This window comes from Neisseria brasiliensis (assembly GCF_009671065.1).
Taxonomy (GTDB): domain Bacteria; phylum Pseudomonadota; class Gammaproteobacteria; order Burkholderiales; family Neisseriaceae; genus Neisseria; species Neisseria brasiliensis.
In genome coordinates, this window is the sequence record NZ_CP046027.1 from 2,246,966 (window position 1) to 2,265,668 (window position 18,703).

Genomic DNA, 18,703 nt, shown 5'->3' on the forward strand with positions numbered 1-18,703 from the left:
AAGCGTTAAACATGCAAGGCTGATGTTTCAGACGGCCTTGAAAATAAAGGCCGTCTGAAAACAAACGTATCTGTTTCAAAAAACCTTACTGCGACGATAAACGTTGCAGCACAACTAAGGAATAAAACGATGAGTCAAATCGTAGAAATTAAAGTACCCGATATCGGTGGTCACGAAAACGTGGACATTATCGCCGTAGAAGTCAAAGCTGGCGACACCATCGCGGTTGACGATACCCTGATTACTTTGGAAACCGACAAAGCCACCATGGACGTACCTGCCGATGCCGCGGGCGTGGTGAAAGAAGTGAAAGTCAGCGTTGGCGACAAAATTTCTGAAGGCGGCGTGATTTTGCTGGTGGAAACCGGTGCTGCAGCGGCCGAAGAAAAACCGGCTGCTGCAGAAGCGCCTAAAGCGGAAGAAGCCAAAGCAGAAGCACCTGCACCTGCGCTGGCTCAAGCTGCTGCACCTACTGCAGGTGGTACAGTAACCGTGGCTGTACCAGACATCGGCGGTCATGAAAATGTTGACGTGATTGCCGTTGAAATCAAAGTCGGCGACACCGTTGCCGAAGACGACACGCTGATTACCTTGGAAACCGATAAAGCCACCATGGATGTGCCATCTACTGCTGCCGGTGTGGTGAAATCTGTGTTGATTAAAGTGGGCGATAAAGTATCTGAAGGTTCGGCAATTATTGAAGTTGAAGTTGCCGGTGGCGCTGCCGCCGCCCCTGCACCTGCTGCTGAAGCACCGAAAGCTGCCGAAGCTGCTCCGGCTCCTGCTCAAGAAGCCCTTAAAGCCGCTGCACCTGCACCTGCTGCTTCTTCTGCACCAGTTGCTGCATTCGGCAGCACACCGGTTGATGAAGCTGCTTTTGCCAAAGCACACGCAGGCCCATCAGCGCGTAAATTGGCGCGTGAATTGGGTGTGGACTTAGGTCAAGTAAAAGGTACTGGCTTGAAAGGCCGTATCGTTGGCGACGACATTAAAGCATTCGTTAAAGCTGCCATGCAAGGTGGTGCGGGCAAAGCTGCTCCTGCTGCAGCCGGCGCATCTTTGGGCGGTGGTTTGGACTTGTTGCCATGGCCGAAAGTGGATTTCAGCAAATTCGGTTCGATTGAAGTCAAAGAGTTGTCGCGCATTAAGAAAATTTCAGGCCAAAACCTGTCGCGCAACTGGGTGGTGATTCCACACGTGACCGTAAACGAAGATGCGGACATGACCGAATTGGAAGAATTCCGCAAACAGCTGAATAAAGAATGGGAACGCGAAGGCGTGAAATTGTCGCCTTTGGCCTTCATCATCAAAGCTTCCGTTGCAGCCTTGAAACAATTCCCTGAGTTCAACGCTTCTTTAGACGGCGACAACTTGGTATTGAAAAACTACTTCAATATCGGTTTTGCTGCCGACACACCAAACGGTTTGGTTGTGCCGGTGATTAAAGATGTGGATCAAAAAGGCTTGAAACAAATCAGCCAAGAGTTGACCGAATTGTCGAAAAAAGCCCGCGAAGGCAAGCTGAAACCGCAAGAAATGCAAGGTGCATGCTTTACCATTTCTAGCTTGGGCGGTATTGGCGGCACCGGCTTTACCCCGATTGTGAACGCGCCTGAAGTGGCTATTTTGGGTGTGTGCAAATCGCAAATGAAACCGGTTTGGAACGGTAAAGAATTCGAGCCGCGTTTGATGTGCCCATTGAGCCTGTCTTTCGACCACCGTGTAATCGACGGCGCGGCCGGTATGCGTTTCACCGTATTCTTGGCCAACCTGTTGAAAGACTTCCGCCGCATTAGTTTGTAATCGGCGAAGTGTGCGGCGGGCTTCAAGGCTTGCCGCAACACGCTAAGTTTGAATGATGTTGATGCCGTCTGAAATCTTTCAGACGGCTAACCAGAAAGGCTAAAAATGAGCTTAATCGAATTGAAAGTGCCCGACATCGGCGGTCACGAAAATGTAGATATTATTGCCGTGGAAATTAAAGCGGGTGACACCATCGCGCTGGAAGACACGCTGATTACCTTGGAAACCGATAAGGCCACCATGGATGTGCCTGCTGAAGCTGCGGGTGTGGTAAAAGAAGTGAAAGTCAAAGTCGGCGATAAAATTTCCGAAGGCGGCTTGATTGCTGTTATCGAGGCCGAAGGCGCAGCTGCGGAAACACCAAAAGCGGAAGCCCCTAAAGCCGAAGCGCCGGCACAAGAAGCACCGAAACAAGCTGCGCCTGCACCACAAGCCGCGCAATTTGCCGGTACTGCTGATGCCGAATACGATGTAGTCGTTTTGGGCGGCGGCCCTGGCGGCTATTCAGCTGCATTTGCCGCTGCTGACGAAGGCTTAAAAGTAGCCATCGTTGAGCGCTACAGCACCTTGGGCGGTGTCTGCCTGAACGTAGGTTGTATTCCATCAAAAGCTTTGCTGCACAATGCAGCCGTGATTGATGAAGTGCGCCACTTGGCAGCCAACGGCATTAAATATCCTGAGCCAGAATTGGATATCGACATGCTGCGCGGCTACAAAGAAGGCGTAGTGAATCGTTTAACCACCGGCCTGAAAGGCATGGCCAAAGGTCGTAAAGTCGATATTATCCAAGGCGAAGGCCAATTCGTTGGTCCTAACCACATGGAAGTGGCGTTGACCACCAGCGACGAATACGAACAAGCCACGCAAACCGGCGAGAAGAAAACCGTTGCGTTCAAAAACTGTATCATCGCTGCGGGCAGCCGCGTCACCAAGTTACCGTTTATCCCTGAAGATCCGCGCATTTTCGATTCAACCGGCGCATTGGCGCTGAAAGAAGTGCCGGGCAAAATGTTGATTATCGGCGGCGGTATCATCGGCTTGGAGATGGGTACGGTATACAGCACTTTGGGCACACGCTTAGACGTGGTTGAAATGATGGACGGCTTGATGCAAGGTGCCGACCGTGATTTGGTCAAAGTATGGCAAAAAGCCAACGAATACCGTTTCGACAACATCATGATCAACACCAAAACCGTGGCTGTCGAGCCTAAAGAAGACGGCGTGTATGTGACTTTTGAAGGCGAAAACGCACCGAAAGAGCCGCAACGCTACGATGCTGTGTTGGTCGCTGCAGGCCGTGCACCTAACGGTAAGCTGATTGGTGCGGAAAAAGCCGGTGTGGCTGTGACCGACCGCGGCTTTATCGAAGTCGACAAACAAATGCGTACCAATGTGCCGCACATTTATGCGATTGGTGATATTGTCGGCCAGCCTATGTTGGCGCACAAAGCCGTTCACGAAGGCCACGTTGCCGCAGAAAACTGTGCCGGTCACAAAGCATTCTTCGATGCGCGCGTGATTCCGGGTGTTGCCTACACTGCGCCTGAAGTGGCTTGGGTGGGTGTAACCGAGTTGTCTGCCAAAGCAGAAGGCCGCAAAATCACCAAAGCCAACTTCCCTTGGGCGGCTTCTGGTCGTGCCATTGCCAACGGCTGCGACAACGGCTTTACCAAACTGATTTTTGATGCCGAAACCGGCAAAATTATTGGTGGCGGTATTGTCGGTCCAAACGGTGGCGACATGATTGGTGAAATCTGTCTGGCTATCGAGATGGGCTGTGATGCCGAAGACATCGGCAAAACCATCCATCCGCATCCGACTTTGGGTGAATCGATCGGTATGGCTGCCGAAGTGGCATTGGGTATTTGTACCGACTTGCCGGCGCAGAAGAAAAAATAATAGGCATACGGCAGCATTAATTGCTGCCTAACCCTATGAAACACAAGGCCGTCTGAAAATTCAGACGGCCTTTTTGATTTGTGAGCTATACTTATTAACGATTAAGCAGCATAACCTTCTTGAAACCATTTCAATTCATCACGCAATGCCGCCACTTCGCCGATAATCATCAAAGCAGGGCGCGGCGCGTTTTCTGCCATTTGCGGTAAATCTTTCAAACAGCCTGTTTGTACCAATTGGTTCGGCAGGGTGCCGTTGGAAATAATAGCAACAGGCGTATCTTCGCTGCGGCCGTATTCAACCAATTTTTCTGCAATCACCGAAGCGCGTAGTGTGCCCATATAAATTGCTAAAGTTTGATGGCTTAATGCCAAAGTGCGCCAATCAGGCTGGTCGCCGTCGTGTTTGCTGTGTCCGGTAACAAATAACGCACTTTGCGCACAGTCACGATGCGTCAGTGGAATGCCGGCATATGCCGTCGCGCCCAAAGCAGCGGTTACGCCCGGTACAATGCGATAAGGCACACCGGCTGCACGCAGTACTTGCGCTTCTTCGCCGCCGCGCCCGAAAACAAACGGGTCGCCGCCTTTCAAACGCACCACGCGTAAACCTTGTAAGGTGTATTTCACCAACAATTGATTGGTTTCTTCCTGCTGTACATGATGGCAGCCCGCGCGCTTGCCGACGCTGATTTTTTCCGCATCCTTGCGCACCATGTCCAGAATTTCATCTGACACCAACGCATCATACAACACAATATCCGCCGCCTGAATCGCCTGCAAAGCGTGAATGGTCAACAAACCGGCATCACCCGGCCCCGCACCAACCAAGACCACTTCGCCTTTGGCAGGCTGGTAGCCGTCAAGCTGGGCGGATAATTCGGCTTCCGCGGCTTCGAGGTTGCCTTGTGCGGTTAACGCGTTAAAGCGGCTGTCGAACAAATGTTCCCAAAAGCGACGGCGGTGTTCCGTGCCGTCGATTTTTTCTTTTACGCGACTACGCCATTTGCCCGCGATGGCCGCCATTTTTCCGGTGTGTAGCGGCAGCAGCGTTTCGATGATTTGCCGCCATTTTCGTGCCAACACAGGCGAAGTGCCGCCGCTGGAAATGGCGATTTGAATCGGGCTACGGTCAATAATGGCCGGCACGATATACGAGCATAAATCGGCGGTATCGACTGTGTTGCAGAATTTGCCGCGTGCTTCCGCCGCTTGGAAAATCCGTTGGTTGAAGCCATGGTCATCGGTAGCAGCAACAGCTAAAAACACATCGTCCAAATAAAAATCGTGAAACACGCCGCCCAGCCAAGTAATCCTGCCTTCGCTTTGCCATGCCTGAAAAGTTGGATTCAGCTTTTGCGCCACCACGCGGATAGCGGCACCGGCTTTCAATAAGCTTTCCGCCTTACGCTCGGCAACCTTGCCAGCCCCCGCCAGCAAAACAGCGCGGCCGTGCAAATCGGCAAAAATAGGATAATGGCTCATGTTGTGTTCTTTCTTATTTTGGCAATGTCGGCATGTTAAAGGCCGTCTGAAAAAATAGGAAAGAATCGATTTTGCTTATCTTATGGTGTTTGGTTATAAGTTGTGCCGATGTATCAGTAAGGCAGGTTTTACAGCCAATTCAACAACATTTGCCAGCCTTGTTCCAGCAGCATAAACAGGTTTTGAATCAGCCAAACACAAGCCGCACCCACGGCCACAATACCCACCGCCGCAAAAATAGCTTGTCCGTGAACCTTGCGGATAATATGCGGATTGTTTTGGCTAAAGCCTTCTACCAGCAGAAAATTGCGTTTGTAAGAGCGGTGGAAAAAATCCAAAACTGTGCCCACTACCGGTATCAAGCCAATCAACAAATCCAGCAGGCTGTTGAAAATCACCACCAGCGTGAGCGGAATCGAGCGGATTTTAAACAGCGAAATATACACAAACACCAAATTAAATGTTTGGCTGAACACATCGCCCGCCACGGGGAACAGCCCGATAAAGCCATCGAGATAATAATCATCAAGATAGCGCTTGAGCAGGCGGCTTAAGCGGTAGCTGCGGCTGTTTTCAATATCGGGGCGGATAAGAGCAGTGTTCATGCTTGCTTTCTTAAAAAATGAAATAGGCCGTCTGAAACGTTCAGACGGCCTGTATATGGCGCGTTTTAAGCCACTTTCAAGCGGTAGAGGAAAGTGGTTTCTTGCAGGCGGGCAAAAGCAAGCGGATCGTTGGGATTGGTGGCTTTACTGTGTTGCGGTTTGATGTGCAGCACATCGATGATTGCTAATGAGGCCGTCTGAAACCATGTGCGTAAATCGTCGGCGTGACGCAGGTGTAAATGCTCAGCCAAGTCGGAAATAATCAGCCACGCTTCGCCGCTTTCGTTTAAATGTTTGCCCACACCGTTGAGAAACGCTTTGAGCATACCGTGTTCGGGGTCGTATAAGGCGGTTTCGATGGTCGAAGTGGGTTTCGCGGGCAGCCAAGGCGGATTGCAGACGATTAAATCGGCACACCCTTCAGGGAACAGGTTTACCGCCTGAATGTTAACTTGCTGTTCATAGCCAAGATTGCGAATATTTTTTGTGGCGCAAGCGATGGCTTGGGGATTGGTGTCGGTGGCGGTGATGTGGGCGATGCCGCGTTTGGCCAACAGGGCGGCAATCACGCCTGAGCCTGTGCCGATGTCAAAGGCCGTCTGAACGTTTGGGTTGAGTGGTGCGGCGGCGATTAAGTCTAAATATTCGCCGCGCAAAGGCGAAAATACGCCAAAGGGCACATGAATCTTGCCGCCTAAAGCTTCGAGATGAATGCCTTTTTTGTGCCATTCATGCGCGCCGATAAAACCGAGCAGCTGATTCAGCGGCAATAAAAAAGCATGGTCGTTTTCTTCGCCAAACACGTCCAGCAGCGCAGGGCGGATGTCGGGCGCGCGGGAAATGTTGAGCGTGAATCCTGCGCCGATTTCTACTGCCAACATATTGATTACGCGACTTTGTTGCGCCTGCTGCATGCGGTGGGTATGAAAGGCCGTCTGAACATCTGCTGGTGTCTTCTTCGATTTAGCCGGTTTGCGTACACGCTTTTTCATGGCTGCCAACACTTGTTTGGCTTGGTGAAAATCGCCTGTCCAAACCGTGGCGGTGTGTTCGTAGGCAGCTTTTAATACCGTGTCGGTATTGGCGTCGTGCAGATAAACTGCTTTTTGCGGCGGCTTTTGCGTGCTTTGGTTGCGCCATTCGATTTCGGTATGTTGAGAAGTGGGAATCAGCGAATTCATGGTAAATCATATATTTGCAGAGATCGCAGAGTGTACTATATTTTTCAGACGGCCTCATTAATAATGATTAAATTAGACAATATGTATAAAAAATTTAGCTTCATAAAAATATTTATGCGGTTTTTAGCAAAAAATTATTGTCGTTTTGTCCAATTTGCGTATAATGCTTTTCAACTCAACTAAAAAATTTCTAAAGTTTTAGACAAGGAACATCATGCAACTGGACATCGACCGCTTGGTTGCTTATTTCGGCGGAGTGAACGCGTTGGCCGAAGCGCTGAAGCAACACGATCCCGAAAATGCCGCAACCACTGCCGCCATCTATAAATGGCGCACCCGAGGCTCATTGCCTTTGGCACAATTGCAAAAATTAACCGCCCTAGCCGAAGCACAAGGCCGCCGCTTAGACTTGAATGCTTTTTTAAAAAAACAAGATTCTCTGGAGAGAAATGACATGACACAAACAAACCGCGTAATTATTTTTGATACCACCCTGCGTGACGGCGAGCAATCACCCGGCGCCGCGATGACCAAAGAAGAGAAAATCCGCATTGCCCGTCAATTGGAAAAATTGGGTGTTGATGTGATTGAAGCCGGCTTTGCCGCTGCCAGCCCGGGTGACTGGGATGCGGTAAATTCGATTGCCAAAATCATCACCAAATCAACGGTTTGTTCGTTGTCTCGTGCAGTTGAAAACGACATCCGCAAAGCCGGTGAAGCGATTGCGCCGGCGCCAAACAAGCGCATTCACACCTTCATTGCCACCAGCCCGATCCACATGGAATACAAGCTGAAAATGAAGCCGAAGCAAGTGGTGGAAGCTGCAGTAAAAGCCGTGAAAATTGCCAAAGAATACACCGATGATGTTGAATTTTCATGTGAAGATGCATTGCGCAGCGAAATCGACTTTTTGGCCGAAATTTGTGGCGCGGTAATTGAAGCCGGTGCGACCACCATCAATATTCCGGATACTGTCGGCTACTCGATTCCTTACAAAACTGAAGAATTTTTCCGTGAACTGATTGCCAAAACTCCGGGCAGCGACCGGGTGGTTTGGTCGGCACACTGCCACAACGATTTGGGCTTGGCTGTAGCCAACTCATTGGCCGCATTGAAAGGCGGCGCGCGTCAAGTGGAATGTACCGTCAACGGCTTGGGCGAGCGCGCGGGCAATGCGTCTATCGAAGAAATCGTGATGGCACTGAAAGTACGCAGTGATTTGTTCGGCTTGGAAACCGGCATCGACACCACGCAAATCGTGCCTTCTTCCAAATTGGTTTCGACCGTCACCGGCTATCCGGTGCAGCCAAACAAAGCCATCGTCGGCGCCAATGCGTTTGCCCACGAATCAGGTATCCACCAAGACGGTGTGTTGAAACACCGTGAAACCTACGAAATCATGTCAGCCGAATCGGTAGGCTGGTCAACCAACCGCTTGAGCTTGGGTAAATTGTCTGGTCGCAATGCCTTCAAAACCAAGCTGCAAGAATTGGGCATTGAATTGGAGAGTGAAGAAGCGCTGAATGCCGCGTTTGCCCGCTTTAAAGAGCTGGCTGATAAAAAACGCGAAATTTTCGATGAAGATTTGCATGCTTTGGTATCCGACGAAATGACCTTGGCGACCGAGCAATACAAATTTATTTCGCAAAAAATTCATACCGAAACCGGCGAATTGCCGACTGCCGAAATCGTGTTCAGCGTAAATGGCAGCGAGCATCGCGCAACGGCCAATGGTTCAGGTCCTGTCGATGCGATTTTCAAAGCCATCGAAAGCGTGGCGCAAAGCCAAGCGACGTTGCAGATTTATTCGGTAAATGCCGTGACCCAAGGCACGGAAAGCCAAGGCGAAACATCGGTTCGCTTGCAACGCGGTGATCGCGTGGTGAACGGCCAAGGCGCGGATACCGATGTATTGGTGGCAACAGCTAAGGCTTATTTGTCGGCATTGAGTAAATTGGAATTTGGTCAAGCTAAGCAAAAAGCGCAGGGTAGTGGTTTGATTTAAGTTAACGTATAAACAAAGGCCGTCTGAAAAGCAGAAATGTTTTTCAGACGGCCTTTTTGCTGCATTTGAAATGTTAACGGGCTTAATCTTCCAGTGTCATAGCCAAAACAGTTTGCTCTTGTTTGGCTCGGAAATCGGCCAGCTTTTGCGCCAATTCAGCGTTTTCATTCGCTAATAAAGAAATGGCAAACAAGGCAGCGTTGGCCGCACCGGCTTCACCAATGGCAAATGTTGCTACCGGCACGCCTTTTGGCATTTGCACGATAGAGAGTAAAGAATCTTCGCCGCGTAAGTATTTGCTTGGCACCGGCACGCCCAACACCGGCACAGTTGTTTTCGCTGCCACCATACCCGGTAAGTGCGCTGCGCCACCGGCACCGGCGATAATGGCTTTGATGCCGCGCTCGCGTGCAGTTTCGGCGTATTCAAACATCAAATCCGGCGTGCGGTGTGCAGAAACCACACGCGCTTCAAATTCTACGCCAAATTCTTTTAAAAATTGCGCAGCCTGCTGCATAACCGGCCAATCGCTGTTGCTGCCCATAATAATGCCGACTTGAATCATGATTTTTCTCCAAAAATAAAGCTTTCAAATAAATAAAAATTTCAGACGGCCTGCATGATGCAAAAGGCCGTCTGAAAACCGTTTAGCGTTGTTTGATTCTGATTGCGGCGCGTTTGGCGGCATCGCTTTCAGGGTAAGTTTGAATCAGTTTGCGCCATGTGCTGCGGGCAATGTCTTTTTGCTGCATTTGATATTGGCAATGACCGATGCTGAAGAGCGCTTCCGGTGCTTGCGCGCTGCCGAGGAAACGGTTGGCATAGCGGCCGCCGATTTCAATCACCGATTCGCAATTGCCGATGCGCTGTTGGCTTTGCAGCAGCAAATACATATTGCGGCGCGCTGCTTCGCTGCCATTACCGCCGTCTGCCCCGCGCAATACCGCCGCCGCTGCTACATAATTGCCGCGCTGGTAGTATTTCAAGGCTTGGTTGTATAAGCGTGTTTCATTCAGTGCCACGGCATCGGCATCGCTGACGGCCACGCCATCGTTTTTCAGATAAGCCGCTTTGAGTTTGGCATCGTTTAAGCGCTGGGTTGTAGCCGGTTTTTTAACCGTAATAATTGGTTTGGCTGCCGGTTTCGGGCGGATTTTGTTGACGCGCTCAAGTTCCTCGATGCGGGTTTGCAGCGTGCTCATGTCGCGCTCTAAACGTGCTACCTGAATGCCGAGTTGGTCGATTTGGGTCTGCTGGTTTAATTGCGGATAAGGAATGCCGCTTGGCGGTGGCAAAGGTTCATCCGGAATGTCCGGCAGAATAAACGATTCTTCCTGATAAGGCACAGGTTGGGTGGCGGCACACGCGCTTAAAGCGAGTGCAGATAAAACGGTAAGGGTGAGCTTGAATGTTGTCATTTTTTATTTTTTTAATAACAGGGTTAAGCCGTCGCCGACGGGTAGGGTAATCGGCACAATGCGGAGATCATTCGGCAGATTGCGGTTGAATTGTTGCAAAATATGCAGGCTTGGTGGCGCGTTGTCATCCGCTTCGTGCATCACGCGGCCATTGAGCAACACATTATCAATCGCGACCACGCCACCGCTGCGCACCAATTGCAGGCAGCGCTCGAAATATTGCGGTGTTGGCGGTTTATCGGCATCGATCAATGCCAAATCGTAGTGGCTACTTTTGCCTTCGGCAATTAAATCATCGAGCGTGAGCAAAGCAGGCTGCAAATGCAGGCTGATTTTGTGCGCCACGCCAGCAGCCTGCCAGGTTTCGCGGGCAATGTCGGTAAAAGTGACATTAATATCGCAGGCGGTAATGCGGCCGGTTTCGGGCAGGGTTAAGGCCATTGCGGTGCTGCTGTAGCCGGTGAATACACCCACTTCCAGATAGTTTTCCACCTTAAGCAAACGCGCCAACCAAGTCAGCAAAGCCGCCTGCTCGCGCGCAATCGCCATTTTGCCCAAGCGGTGATGTGCTGTGCGCTCGCGTAAGGCAGTAAGCACGGGATGCTCTGCTTCGCCGATGGCATTGAGATAATCTTGTAATTCGGGCGCGATATTGTGCGTGTGGGTGGTCATGCCGTCTGAACCATCAATCTTGGTAGTAAGTGTAAGGTTTTTTTGCCACTTTCGCCGCTTCAAAACCGGCTTGCTCTTCGGGCTTGAGCTCGACATCCCACAATAAATCGCGGTTGGCCAAACGCTCTTGCTCCAGCTCAGGGTTGTCGGCAACCAATTGGTCTAAAAATTGGGTGGCATCGGATTTGTATTGATACATTTTTGTTGCTCCAAAGGCGCGTAAAATGCGTTAAGGCCGATATTATAGCTGATTTTGTTGGGGAAAACAGGGTTTCGGGTATAATGGCGGATTATTGTTGCAAAACGTCGATTCAAGGTGTTTTGCAGTTTGAATTTTACATGTCAGGCCGTCTGAAACCTTTGCACAATGTTTTGCCCACAGAATATTGTGCAAAGGTTGCTTTCAACCGTCAGCGTTTCAGACGGCCTCAATTGAAAAGAATCTTAAGTATGTTGAAAAAATGGTTGCACAAAGTTTTGCCATCGAAAGCGAGCAAAGCGGTGCAAAAAACGGTTTTACCGTATAGTGAACACCGCATCAGCGCGGATATGTTGAGCTTTGCCGCTGAAAAAGTGGTGAAGCAATTGAATAAAGAAGGCTTCCAAGCCTATGTGGTTGGTGGTGCGGTGCGCGATTTATTGTTGGGCGTGGAACCGAAAGATTTTGACGTTGCCACCAACGCCACGCCTGAGCAAGTACATAAAATTTTCCGTCGCAGCCGCATCATCGGCCGCCGTTTTCAAATTGTGCATGTGATGGTCGGCCCCGAAACCATTGAAGTGACCACTTTCCGCGGCGGCAACAAAGCCGTGCAAAACGCGCACGGCCGCATCATGAAAGACAACACCTACGGCAGCATCGAAGAAGATGCCATGCGCCGCGACTTCACCTGCAATGCGCTTTATTACGACCCGATTCATGAAGAAATTCTCGATTTCCATCAAGGCGTGAGCGATATTGCCGACCGGAAACTGGTGATGATCGGCGATGCGGCCGAGCGTTATCAAGAAGATCCGGTGCGGATTTTGCGTGCGGTTCGATTATCGGGCAAACTCGGTTTTGATGTGGAAGAACACACCGCCGCGCCGATTCCGCAATATGCAGGCCGTCTGAAAAACGAGCCGGTGGCCCGCTTGTTTGACGAAATCATGAAGCTGCTGTTTTCAGGTCATGCCCGCCAATGCCTGCAAAAGCTGAATACCTTAGGCGTGAGCAACGACATTCATCCGCTGCTTACTGCTTTGAAATCCGCCGATAAAACCGAAAACCGCATCATCGCCATTGCGCTGAAAAACACCGACGAGCGTTTGCGCGCCGATAAATCCGTGTCGGTCGGTTTCGTACTGGCAGCGATTTTGTGGCCGCAGCTTAACGCCTATTGGCAAGAATACCAGCAACAAGGCCAAAAATCGGCTCCGGCCTTAAACGATGCCATCACCACCTTGCGTGAAACGGTTGAAAAAGGCTGGGGGGTGCCACAACGCTTTTCCGCTACCATGCGCGAAATCTGGCAGTTGCAACCGCAATTTGACAATATGCGCGGTGCCCGTCCATATAAATTATTAAGCCAACCGCGCTTCCGTGCCGCTTATGATTTTCTGGTGCTGCGCGGTCAAGTCGGCGAAGTGGATAATGACATCGTACAATGGTGGACAACTTTCCAACACGCTGATGACGAAACCCGCAGCCAAATGGGCATGGCGGCGCAACAACGCCAGCAGCAGGAATATCGCGAAGGTGGCGAAACACCGAAGCGCAAACGCCGTCGCAAGCCGAGAAAAAAGAAAATGGTTGCGGCTGAATAATTTCTGTTGCATATTGATTGAAAATTGTGGGGTACTGTTAGTTTTTGCACCGGAACATCAAACCAATAAAAAAGGCTGAAATCCTGAAAAGACGTGGATTTCGGCCTTTTTTGCGTCTAAAAAAATTTACGCCAGCTTTTGCAACAAAATGGGCAAAAATGCGCATTTTTTTGGACGAAAGCTGGCGGGGAATTATCAAATTTAAAATGGTTTTAAGACTTTTTTAAAACGGGTTTAAAAAGCTCAATCAATGCTGCGGCCATACCACTCCACGCGGCCGATGATGGCTATGTCGTCGTCGGTATGGCTTAAATCTATTTCAAATGGCGCGTAGCGTGGGTTTTCGGACGTTACGAGCAGTTTGCCGGGTATGCGCTGCACGCGTTTGACAAACAGGTCGTTACCGATTCTTAAGACGTACAGGCCGTCGCGCGGCTCGGTTTCGGCGTGATTAATCAAAATCGAATCGCCATGGTTGAGCACGCCTTCCATCGAGTCGCCCAATACTTCAAATACCGATAAATTATTGATTGAAGTTGAAATATTTTTATCTAGCCAGTCACGACGAAAAGGGATTGGGCTTCCTCCTTTATCAGTCCGATAAAATGATTCTTGGCCATCTTTAAAAATAGGGAAAGTGTAATGCGAAATGAAGGCATATTCATCTATTTCAATGCATAAGCCATCAGTATCAACCATATCAGGCTCTTTATACATTTTGCCTTGTTCAGAAAATAACCAATTCGCATTTATATCATAGTAAAGGCAGATTGCCGATATGGTTGGAATAGAATATTTTTTCTTTCCATTCAACATCTTTCTAGCTTCTATTATTGGGATATTTGCTATTTCTGAGAAGCTTTCAGCCGTTATCCCATATTCTTTTATCACTCGGTCAATCCGTCGGCAGACGGAGATTTCAGCTACATCAAGCCATTCATTTCCCGTGAACATACTTACCCCTTTCTTTTCAGCAGCCAATTAAATTGAGCTGGACTTAATAATCTGATTAATAACCTTTTATTTTGGGTTGTTAAATGAGAATTCATTTAAAATCAAAACACTAACAATTTATAGATTTAGGATGGAACTAAGGCTTAATAACCAAAATTTGGCATTTTGGTTATTAAGTCAGCCCCGTAGTATCAAATTCTTGTCTGATGATGACTAAGCAACCGAATAAGCAACCAAATTTTTTCAGTTGCTTAATTAAAATTATTTTTAAATCATATGGATAAATAAAATATGATTTTTGGCTAAATTTGTGACTAAGCAACCTATTTCTTGCAAAATGGTTGCTTAGTTCTTCCCGTCAGGCTACTTCACCAGCCGTAATACCGACTTCTTTTTTCTCCTGTGTTTTGGCGATAGTCAAAATGATTTCACGGCTTTTATCTGTTGATTGCCGATAGTTTTGAAGCAGCTCTAGTTCATCTTTGCTGAGTTCGTTTGAATTTTCAGACGGCCTATTTCCTGTGAAAAGAAAATTCACATCTGCACCTAGTCCATAAAAAGAGAAAATAATTTCACAGTTTGGCATAAACACGCCGCGCTCATATTTTCCCCACATCTCACGTGTAATTCCACATTTCTCAGCAAGTTGAGACTGAGTCAAACCCAACTTTTTTCTTTCTACTTTCAATCGACTACCAAAAAGAGAAATGTTTTCCACAAAATAATCCTTGCAAAAGAGAAATATTTTTCTCATAATTCAAAAAAAACAGGGCAGTACTAACACTTAGTTAGTGCAGTATTTTAGCACAAAGAAAAAGGACTATCTATGACGATAACTATAGAAAAATTAAAAGAAAACTTTGAAAAAGAAGGAAAAACACTGGCTTCTTGGGCACGTGAAAACGGCTACAAGCCGCGTGAAGTTTACTTAGTTGTCGGCGGTCAAAATAAAGCCAAATACGGCAAGGGTTTCGAGATCGCACGAAAGCTAGGGCTGAAATGAGGTTGATTTTATGGAAAAAATATCTAGCCGAGAGTTGTCGGTCGTCTTGAATAAGTCAAGACAGGCGTTAGACAAAATGGCAATAAGGCAGAACTGGACCTATAAATTTTCAGACGGCCAAGGGAAAGGCGGAAAAGTCAAGCAATACCTAATCTCCAGCCTACCCCCCGAAATCCGCAATGCGATCCAGCAGAAACAGGCGGAAAGTTTGTTGGCTGAAAGTGAGAATTTGGTGGAAACGCTGCCTGCGGCAGTCGGCAAAGCACCGGCCAAACAAGCGAATACGCAGCTTGGTCTGCCGATTGATGAAGCAGTCGGCGGTTTGACGGAAAAGCAACGGCAATGTGCTCATGCGCGGATGTCGATTGTGGCGGAGGTGTTGAAAATGCACCGTATCGGCGGCTTGAAAATCAGTTATGCGCAGGCTTATGTGCTGGAGCAGTTGGAGCAAGGCAGATTGCCGCAGTATTTGGTGGATTTGTTGCCGTTGGCGAATGCGCGAAGCGGTGGTGAAGTGAAGTTGTCTATGCGCTCTTTAAAGGAATGGACGATTGCTTACCGTAAGGCGGCTACACCCAACGAGCGGTTGATGGCGTTGGCACCGAAGTCGACACGCAAGGCGGTGCCGCTGTCGGAATACCGTTGGTTGCCGCATTTTATCCGTTTTCACAATGTGCCGAGCGCGCCGAAATTGGCGCACAGCTATGGGTTGTTTGCGGATTGGTGGGAAAAGCATATGCCGATTAATGAAATGCCAACTGAAAGCCAGGTGCGACGTGTTTGGGAGAAATTGCCGATGATTATGCAGGAACGTGGTCGCCGAACCGGCGCGGCATATAAGGCGTTGATGCCTTATGTGAAGCGTGACTGGGGGGCGTTGAAGCCGAATGATGTTTGGATTGGCGACGGCCACAGCTTTAAGGCGAAGGTGGCGCACCCTGTACACGGCAGGCCGTTTAAGCCGGAAGTGACGGTGATTTTGGACGGCTGCACGCGGATGGTGATGGGGTTTTCGGTGAGTTTGGCAGAAAGTTGTGTGGCGGTGTGTGATGCGCTGCGGATTGGGGTCAAGCATTTTGGTGTGCCGTTGATGTATTACTCGGATAACGGTGGCGGCCAAACGGGTAAAACCATCGACCATGAGATTACGGGTATTGCGGCACGGCTGGGTATCCATCATGAGACGGGGTTGCCGGGCAATCCGCAGGGGCGCGGCATTATCGAACGCTGGTGGAAAGACAATTTGATTCGGATGGCGCGACAGTATGAGACGTTTACCGGCGAAGGGATGGACAGCAGCACGAAAAACCTGACTTACCGTAAGTTGGAAAGTGCGTTTAATGCGCTGGAGCAAGGTAAGGAGTTGACGGCGGAACAGCAGAAATGGGCGGCGAAGCTGCCTAGCTGGAAGCAGTTTATCGCTGATGTGTTGGCCTGTATTGAGGAATACAACAACCGCCCACACCGCGAGCTGCCGAAAACGGCAGACGGGTCGCACTATACGCCGAAGCAATACCGTGATGCACGCATGATTTCAGACGGCCTGACCCCTGATTTCTTGGCGGAGGAGGAAGAAGAAACGCTGTTCCGTCCGCAGGAAATCCGCAAGGTGCAGCGTGGTTGGTTGGATTTGTTTAACAACCAGTATTTCAGCGTGGATTTGGCTGAGTATCACAAAGACGAGGTACGTGTGGCTTATGACTTAGACGATGCTCAGAGTGTGTTGGTGTATGACATGGCCGGTAAGTTTTTATGCAAGGCCAAACTCGACGGCAACAAACGCCCTGCAATGCCGATTTCGCGCCGCGACCAACTGGCGGAAAACCGCCGTAAAGGTAAGGTTAAACGTGCGGAAAACGTCATCAAACTGGCAAATGCGGAAATCAATCCTGCTTTGGAACACGCGCAAACGTGGGATGAGCTGGGCAATTTGGGGGCAGCCCTTGATGTGATTGAAGCGGAATATGCGGTATTGCCGAAAACAGGAACGGATGATTTTGAACTTTTTGAAGCAGATATGTAGGAGATGGAGATGGAACAGACAGTAAAAAAGCCCGAGTGTTTCTCGGCGGAAACATTACGGGCAGAACAGACTAAGCGAGAGACTCTGCGTCGGCAACGAGTAGAAGCAATGAATCGAAATGTTCACGTATTGGGTCATCTTCAGGTAAGTGAGCAACCTGAGCAGTTAGAAAGCGGCGAACCTGTTCAATCGAAGTCGGCTCTTGGCGGGTAATCCGCTGAAGCAGCCAAGCCAGGACGGCAGTATCGGCGATGGAAATCTGCTCCAATTCCTGAAGACTGATTTCAATCATATTCAGACGTTTTTCCAAGTCGGGCAAATCATTCATTTCAGACGGCCTTTAAGGGTTGTTGAAAATTTAAGGATAGTAAAAATGAAAAACCAAATCAACAAGGCATTACAACAGCGTTTTATCGAATTTAAAGAGCGCTCGGGCTTGAGCCAAAGCCAGCTTGCCCGAGCCATCGGCAGCTCCGTGTCGCAAATCAATATGTATTTAAAGGGCAATTATGCCGAACACGGCGGCAAATATGAAACAGTCGAGAAAAAAATCGAAACCTATTTGGACGTGCAGGAAAGCAAGGCACAACGTGAAGAACTGAACATCGGCTTTGTGTCTACGCCTACCATGCGCCGCATTATGGGCACCATGCTGGAAGCGCACGAAGGCGGTGAGGTGGTGGTGATTTACGGTCAGGCCGGTTTGGGCAAAACGCAGGCGGTAAAACGCTACTGCGAAAAAAATCCGACCGCCATCTTAATTGAAGCGAATCCGAGCTTTAATGCGCTGGTGTTGATGCGCAAATTGGCAACGGCGTGCAAGCTGGTCAATACGGGCAGCCTGAATGATTTGTTTGAAGCGGTGGCCGACCGTTTGCGTGATTCAGGTCGTCTGATTGTGGTGGATGAAGCGGAAAACCTGCCTTTGCGTGCCTTAGAGATTTTGCGCCGCCTGCACGATGAAACGGGCTGCGGCTTGGTGATGAGCGGTATGCCGCGACTGGTAGTCAACCTGCGCGGTAAGCATGGCGAGCTGGTGCAGCTTTACAGCCGCGTATCGGTTGCCCTGCCGCTTGGCGACAGCCTGCCGGACGATGAGTTGATGGCGATTGCACAAACTGCGTTGCCGGAAGCGGATGCAGAAACGTTGGCGGAAGTTGTGAAACAAGCCAACGGTAATACGCGCCGCATGAGTAAGCTGATGTGTGGTGCGGTGCGCACCGCAAATAAAAACGGTATCCAGCTTCAGGCTGGGATCGTGAAAAAGTACAGCACGTTAATTATCCGTTAAAAGGCCGTCTGAAATGAAGCGTGAATATACGGTACACGCAGGGGTGTACGAAGATACTTGGCATGATTATGCCACTCATAAGCGGCACAAGATTTGGCGGGCGGATGTGCGCGCCAAGCGCAAGGAAGGCTTTGCATGGCTGCAAATCCGCCGCGCTCGAAAGCGTTTTGAGTGTAAGGAGGAAGCCAAAGAATGGGCGGATCAGGTTAAGGCGGATTGGATGCGGAATAATTTTTTTGCCTTACGAAAATATTAAGTATTTGATTTATAAGGATTTGAAAAATGATTGAGTATGTGAAACATTTGCTGGCGGGCATGGTGAGCGCGGTGTTGTTGTTTGCTGCGGGGGTGTTACTGCATACCTGTACGGCGCAGCCGGTGCAGGCGCAAGGGGCAAGTTTGGAACGCTCGGCGGACATGGCGGCGCAGGCGGAAGTGATGAAGGTGGAAGCGCAATACGACAGCATGAGCGCGGACAGCAAGATGGAAGGAATCGTCTATGAATAAGCCGAAACGCCCGACACGCAAGGCGCGTGAGCTGGCATTGAAACAGGCGGTG

General features: G+C 49.6%; 19 protein-coding genes. 9 read left to right on the forward strand and 10 right to left on the reverse strand.

All coding sequences use genetic code 11. The features are described from left to right. Positions 1 to 129: 129 nt before the first annotated feature. Positions 130 to 1,803: a dihydrolipoyllysine-residue acetyltransferase gene (aceF, locus tag GJV52_RS11195; RefSeq protein WP_100563322.1), complete on the forward strand. Its 1,674-nt coding sequence runs from the start codon at positions 130 to 132 to the stop codon at positions 1,801 to 1,803. Positions 1,804 to 1,908: 105 nt separating this feature from the next. Next, positions 1,909 to 3,702 (forward strand): dihydrolipoyl dehydrogenase, encoded by a 1,794-nt coding sequence (gene lpdA / locus GJV52_RS11200; protein ID WP_095502800.1) that lies wholly within the window; start codon positions 1,909 to 1,911, stop codon positions 3,700 to 3,702. Positions 3,703 to 3,803: 101 nt separating this feature from the next. On the opposite strand, the gene cysG is transcribed toward lpdA, so the two are convergent. From cysG to GJV52_RS11215, 3 genes are all read right to left on the reverse strand, one after another. Then, complete coding sequence (gene cysG / locus GJV52_RS11205) at positions 3,804 to 5,186, reverse strand: siroheme synthase CysG (RefSeq protein ID WP_100563320.1); 1,383 nt, start codon at positions 5,184 to 5,186, stop codon at positions 3,804 to 3,806. Between the two features lie 128 nt (positions 5,187 to 5,314). Continuing rightward, entirely contained in the window at positions 5,315 to 5,791 is a 477-nt protein-coding gene (locus GJV52_RS11210) for a DUF4112 domain-containing protein (RefSeq protein ID WP_100563318.1), read from the reverse strand. A 65-nt stretch (positions 5,792 to 5,856) separates the two neighbouring features. Continuing rightward, positions 5,857 to 6,972 carry a methyltransferase gene (locus GJV52_RS11215; RefSeq protein WP_100563316.1) on the reverse strand — a complete coding sequence of 372 codons (1,116 nt, stop codon included), beginning with the start codon at positions 6,970 to 6,972 and terminating at the stop codon, positions 5,857 to 5,859. Positions 6,973 to 7,186: 214 nt separating this feature from the next. On the opposite strand from GJV52_RS11215, the gene GJV52_RS11220 reads away from it, so the two are divergent. Next, on the forward strand, positions 7,187 to 8,977 hold the full coding sequence (locus GJV52_RS11220) for a 2-isopropylmalate synthase (RefSeq protein ID WP_154143173.1): 1,791 nt from the start codon (positions 7,187 to 7,189) through the stop codon (positions 8,975 to 8,977). Between the two features lie 82 nt (positions 8,978 to 9,059). Here GJV52_RS11220 and purE read toward each other — a convergent pair whose 3' ends face one another. The 4 genes from purE to GJV52_RS11240 all read right to left on the reverse strand — a co-directional run bounded on the left by purE (position 9,060) and on the right by GJV52_RS11240 (position 11,266). After that, positions 9,060 to 9,542 (reverse strand): 5-(carboxyamino)imidazole ribonucleotide mutase, encoded by a 483-nt coding sequence (purE, locus tag GJV52_RS11225; RefSeq protein WP_095503467.1) that lies wholly within the window; start codon positions 9,540 to 9,542, stop codon positions 9,060 to 9,062. An 82-nt stretch (positions 9,543 to 9,624) separates the two neighbouring features. Beyond that, positions 9,625 to 10,395, reverse strand: a complete 771-nt coding sequence (locus tag GJV52_RS11230) for a tetratricopeptide repeat protein (RefSeq protein ID WP_095503468.1) — start codon at positions 10,393 to 10,395, stop codon at positions 9,625 to 9,627. 3 nt (positions 10,396 to 10,398) lie between these two features. Then, on the reverse strand, positions 10,399 to 11,067 hold the full coding sequence (locus tag GJV52_RS11235) for a class I SAM-dependent methyltransferase (protein WP_095503469.1): 669 nt from the start codon (positions 11,065 to 11,067) through the stop codon (positions 10,399 to 10,401). 13 nt (positions 11,068 to 11,080) lie between these two features. Beyond that, complete coding sequence (locus tag GJV52_RS11240) at positions 11,081 to 11,266, reverse strand: DUF3460 family protein (RefSeq protein ID WP_095503470.1); 186 nt, start codon at positions 11,264 to 11,266, stop codon at positions 11,081 to 11,083. Between the two features lie 251 nt (positions 11,267 to 11,517). Between GJV52_RS11240 and GJV52_RS11245 the strand changes: the two genes are divergently transcribed. Next, positions 11,518 to 12,873, forward strand: coding sequence for a polynucleotide adenylyltransferase PcnB (locus tag GJV52_RS11245; protein ID WP_100563314.1), 1,356 nt, complete (start codon positions 11,518 to 11,520; stop codon positions 12,871 to 12,873). A gap of 243 nt (positions 12,874 to 13,116) precedes the next feature. On the opposite strand, the gene GJV52_RS13335 is transcribed toward GJV52_RS11245, so the two are convergent. Together GJV52_RS13335 and GJV52_RS11255 are read right to left on the reverse strand one after the other, a co-directional pair. After that, entirely contained in the window at positions 13,117 to 13,854 is a 738-nt protein-coding gene (locus tag GJV52_RS13335) for a LexA family transcriptional regulator (protein ID WP_229436963.1), read from the reverse strand. A gap of 331 nt (positions 13,855 to 14,185) precedes the next feature. Continuing rightward, the gene (locus GJV52_RS11255; protein WP_095503825.1) at positions 14,186 to 14,545 is read right to left on the reverse strand and encodes a helix-turn-helix domain-containing protein; all 360 of its coding nucleotides are present in this window, start codon (positions 14,543 to 14,545) and stop codon (positions 14,186 to 14,188) included. Positions 14,546 to 14,653: 108 nt separating this feature from the next. On the opposite strand from GJV52_RS11255, the gene GJV52_RS11260 reads away from it, so the two are divergent. Beyond that, positions 14,654 to 14,830, forward strand: a complete 177-nt coding sequence (locus GJV52_RS11260) for a DNA-binding protein (protein ID WP_095501795.1) — start codon at positions 14,654 to 14,656, stop codon at positions 14,828 to 14,830. Between the two features lie 76 nt (positions 14,831 to 14,906). Then, a complete protein-coding gene (locus GJV52_RS11265) occupies positions 14,907 to 16,853 on the forward strand; it encodes a transposase family protein (RefSeq protein ID WP_229439419.1) in 1,947 nt (648 codons plus the stop codon). 70 nt (positions 16,854 to 16,923) lie between these two features. Here GJV52_RS11265 and GJV52_RS11270 read toward each other — a convergent pair whose 3' ends face one another. Continuing rightward, positions 16,924 to 17,181, reverse strand: a complete 258-nt coding sequence (locus tag GJV52_RS11270) for a GntR family transcriptional regulator (RefSeq protein WP_097784618.1) — start codon at positions 17,179 to 17,181, stop codon at positions 16,924 to 16,926. A 45-nt stretch (positions 17,182 to 17,226) separates the two neighbouring features. Here GJV52_RS11270 and GJV52_RS11275 point away from each other — a divergent pair, with 45 nt between their 5' ends. The 3 genes from GJV52_RS11275 to GJV52_RS11285 are packed head-to-tail and all read left to right on the forward strand — an operon-like array spanning position 17,227 to position 18,651. Beyond that, complete coding sequence (locus GJV52_RS11275; protein WP_100563310.1) at positions 17,227 to 18,144, forward strand: AAA family ATPase; 918 nt, start codon at positions 17,227 to 17,229, stop codon at positions 18,142 to 18,144. Between the two features lie 13 nt (positions 18,145 to 18,157). Beyond that, a complete protein-coding gene (locus GJV52_RS11280) occupies positions 18,158 to 18,400 on the forward strand; it encodes a toxin PIN (RefSeq protein WP_100563308.1) in 243 nt (80 codons plus the stop codon). 26 nt (positions 18,401 to 18,426) lie between these two features. Further along, complete coding sequence (locus GJV52_RS11285) at positions 18,427 to 18,651, forward strand: hypothetical protein (protein WP_100563306.1); 225 nt, start codon at positions 18,427 to 18,429, stop codon at positions 18,649 to 18,651. The last annotated feature ends 52 nt before the right edge of the window (positions 18,652 to 18,703 follow it).

Coding starts and splice junctions, on each gene's coding strand:
- purE (WP_095503467.1), bottom strand. CDS start 9,542: ATGATTCAAGTCGGCATTATTATGGGCAGCAACAGCGATTGGCCGGTT.
- GJV52_RS11280 (WP_100563308.1), top strand. CDS start 18,158: ATGAAGCGTGAATATACGGTACACGCAGGGGTGTACGAAGATACTTGG.
- lpdA (WP_095502800.1), top strand. CDS start 1,909: ATGAGCTTAATCGAATTGAAAGTGCCCGACATCGGCGGTCACGAAAAT.
- cysG (WP_100563320.1), bottom strand. CDS start 5,186: ATGAGCCATTATCCTATTTTTGCCGATTTGCACGGCCGCGCTGTTTTG.
- GJV52_RS11260 (WP_095501795.1), top strand. CDS start 14,654: ATGACGATAACTATAGAAAAATTAAAAGAAAACTTTGAAAAAGAAGGA.
- GJV52_RS11210 (WP_100563318.1), bottom strand. CDS start 5,791: ATGAACACTGCTCTTATCCGCCCCGATATTGAAAACAGCCGCAGCTAC.
- GJV52_RS11245 (WP_100563314.1), top strand. CDS start 11,518: ATGTTGAAAAAATGGTTGCACAAAGTTTTGCCATCGAAAGCGAGCAAA.
- GJV52_RS11270 (WP_097784618.1), bottom strand. CDS start 17,181: ATGAATGATTTGCCCGACTTGGAAAAACGTCTGAATATGATTGAAATC.
- aceF (WP_100563322.1), top strand. CDS start 130: ATGAGTCAAATCGTAGAAATTAAAGTACCCGATATCGGTGGTCACGAA.
- GJV52_RS11235 (WP_095503469.1), bottom strand. CDS start 11,067: ATGACCACCCACACGCACAATATCGCGCCCGAATTACAAGATTATCTC.
- GJV52_RS11230 (WP_095503468.1), bottom strand. CDS start 10,395: ATGACAACATTCAAGCTCACCCTTACCGTTTTATCTGCACTCGCTTTA.
- GJV52_RS11220 (WP_154143173.1), top strand. CDS start 7,187: ATGCAACTGGACATCGACCGCTTGGTTGCTTATTTCGGCGGAGTGAAC.
- GJV52_RS11275 (WP_100563310.1), top strand. CDS start 17,227: ATGAAAAACCAAATCAACAAGGCATTACAACAGCGTTTTATCGAATTT.
- GJV52_RS11265 (WP_229439419.1), top strand. CDS start 14,907: ATGGCAATAAGGCAGAACTGGACCTATAAATTTTCAGACGGCCAAGGG.
- GJV52_RS11215 (WP_100563316.1), bottom strand. CDS start 6,972: ATGAATTCGCTGATTCCCACTTCTCAACATACCGAAATCGAATGGCGC.
- GJV52_RS11285 (WP_100563306.1), top strand. CDS start 18,427: ATGATTGAGTATGTGAAACATTTGCTGGCGGGCATGGTGAGCGCGGTG.
- GJV52_RS11240 (WP_095503470.1), bottom strand. CDS start 11,266: ATGTATCAATACAAATCCGATGCCACCCAATTTTTAGACCAATTGGTT.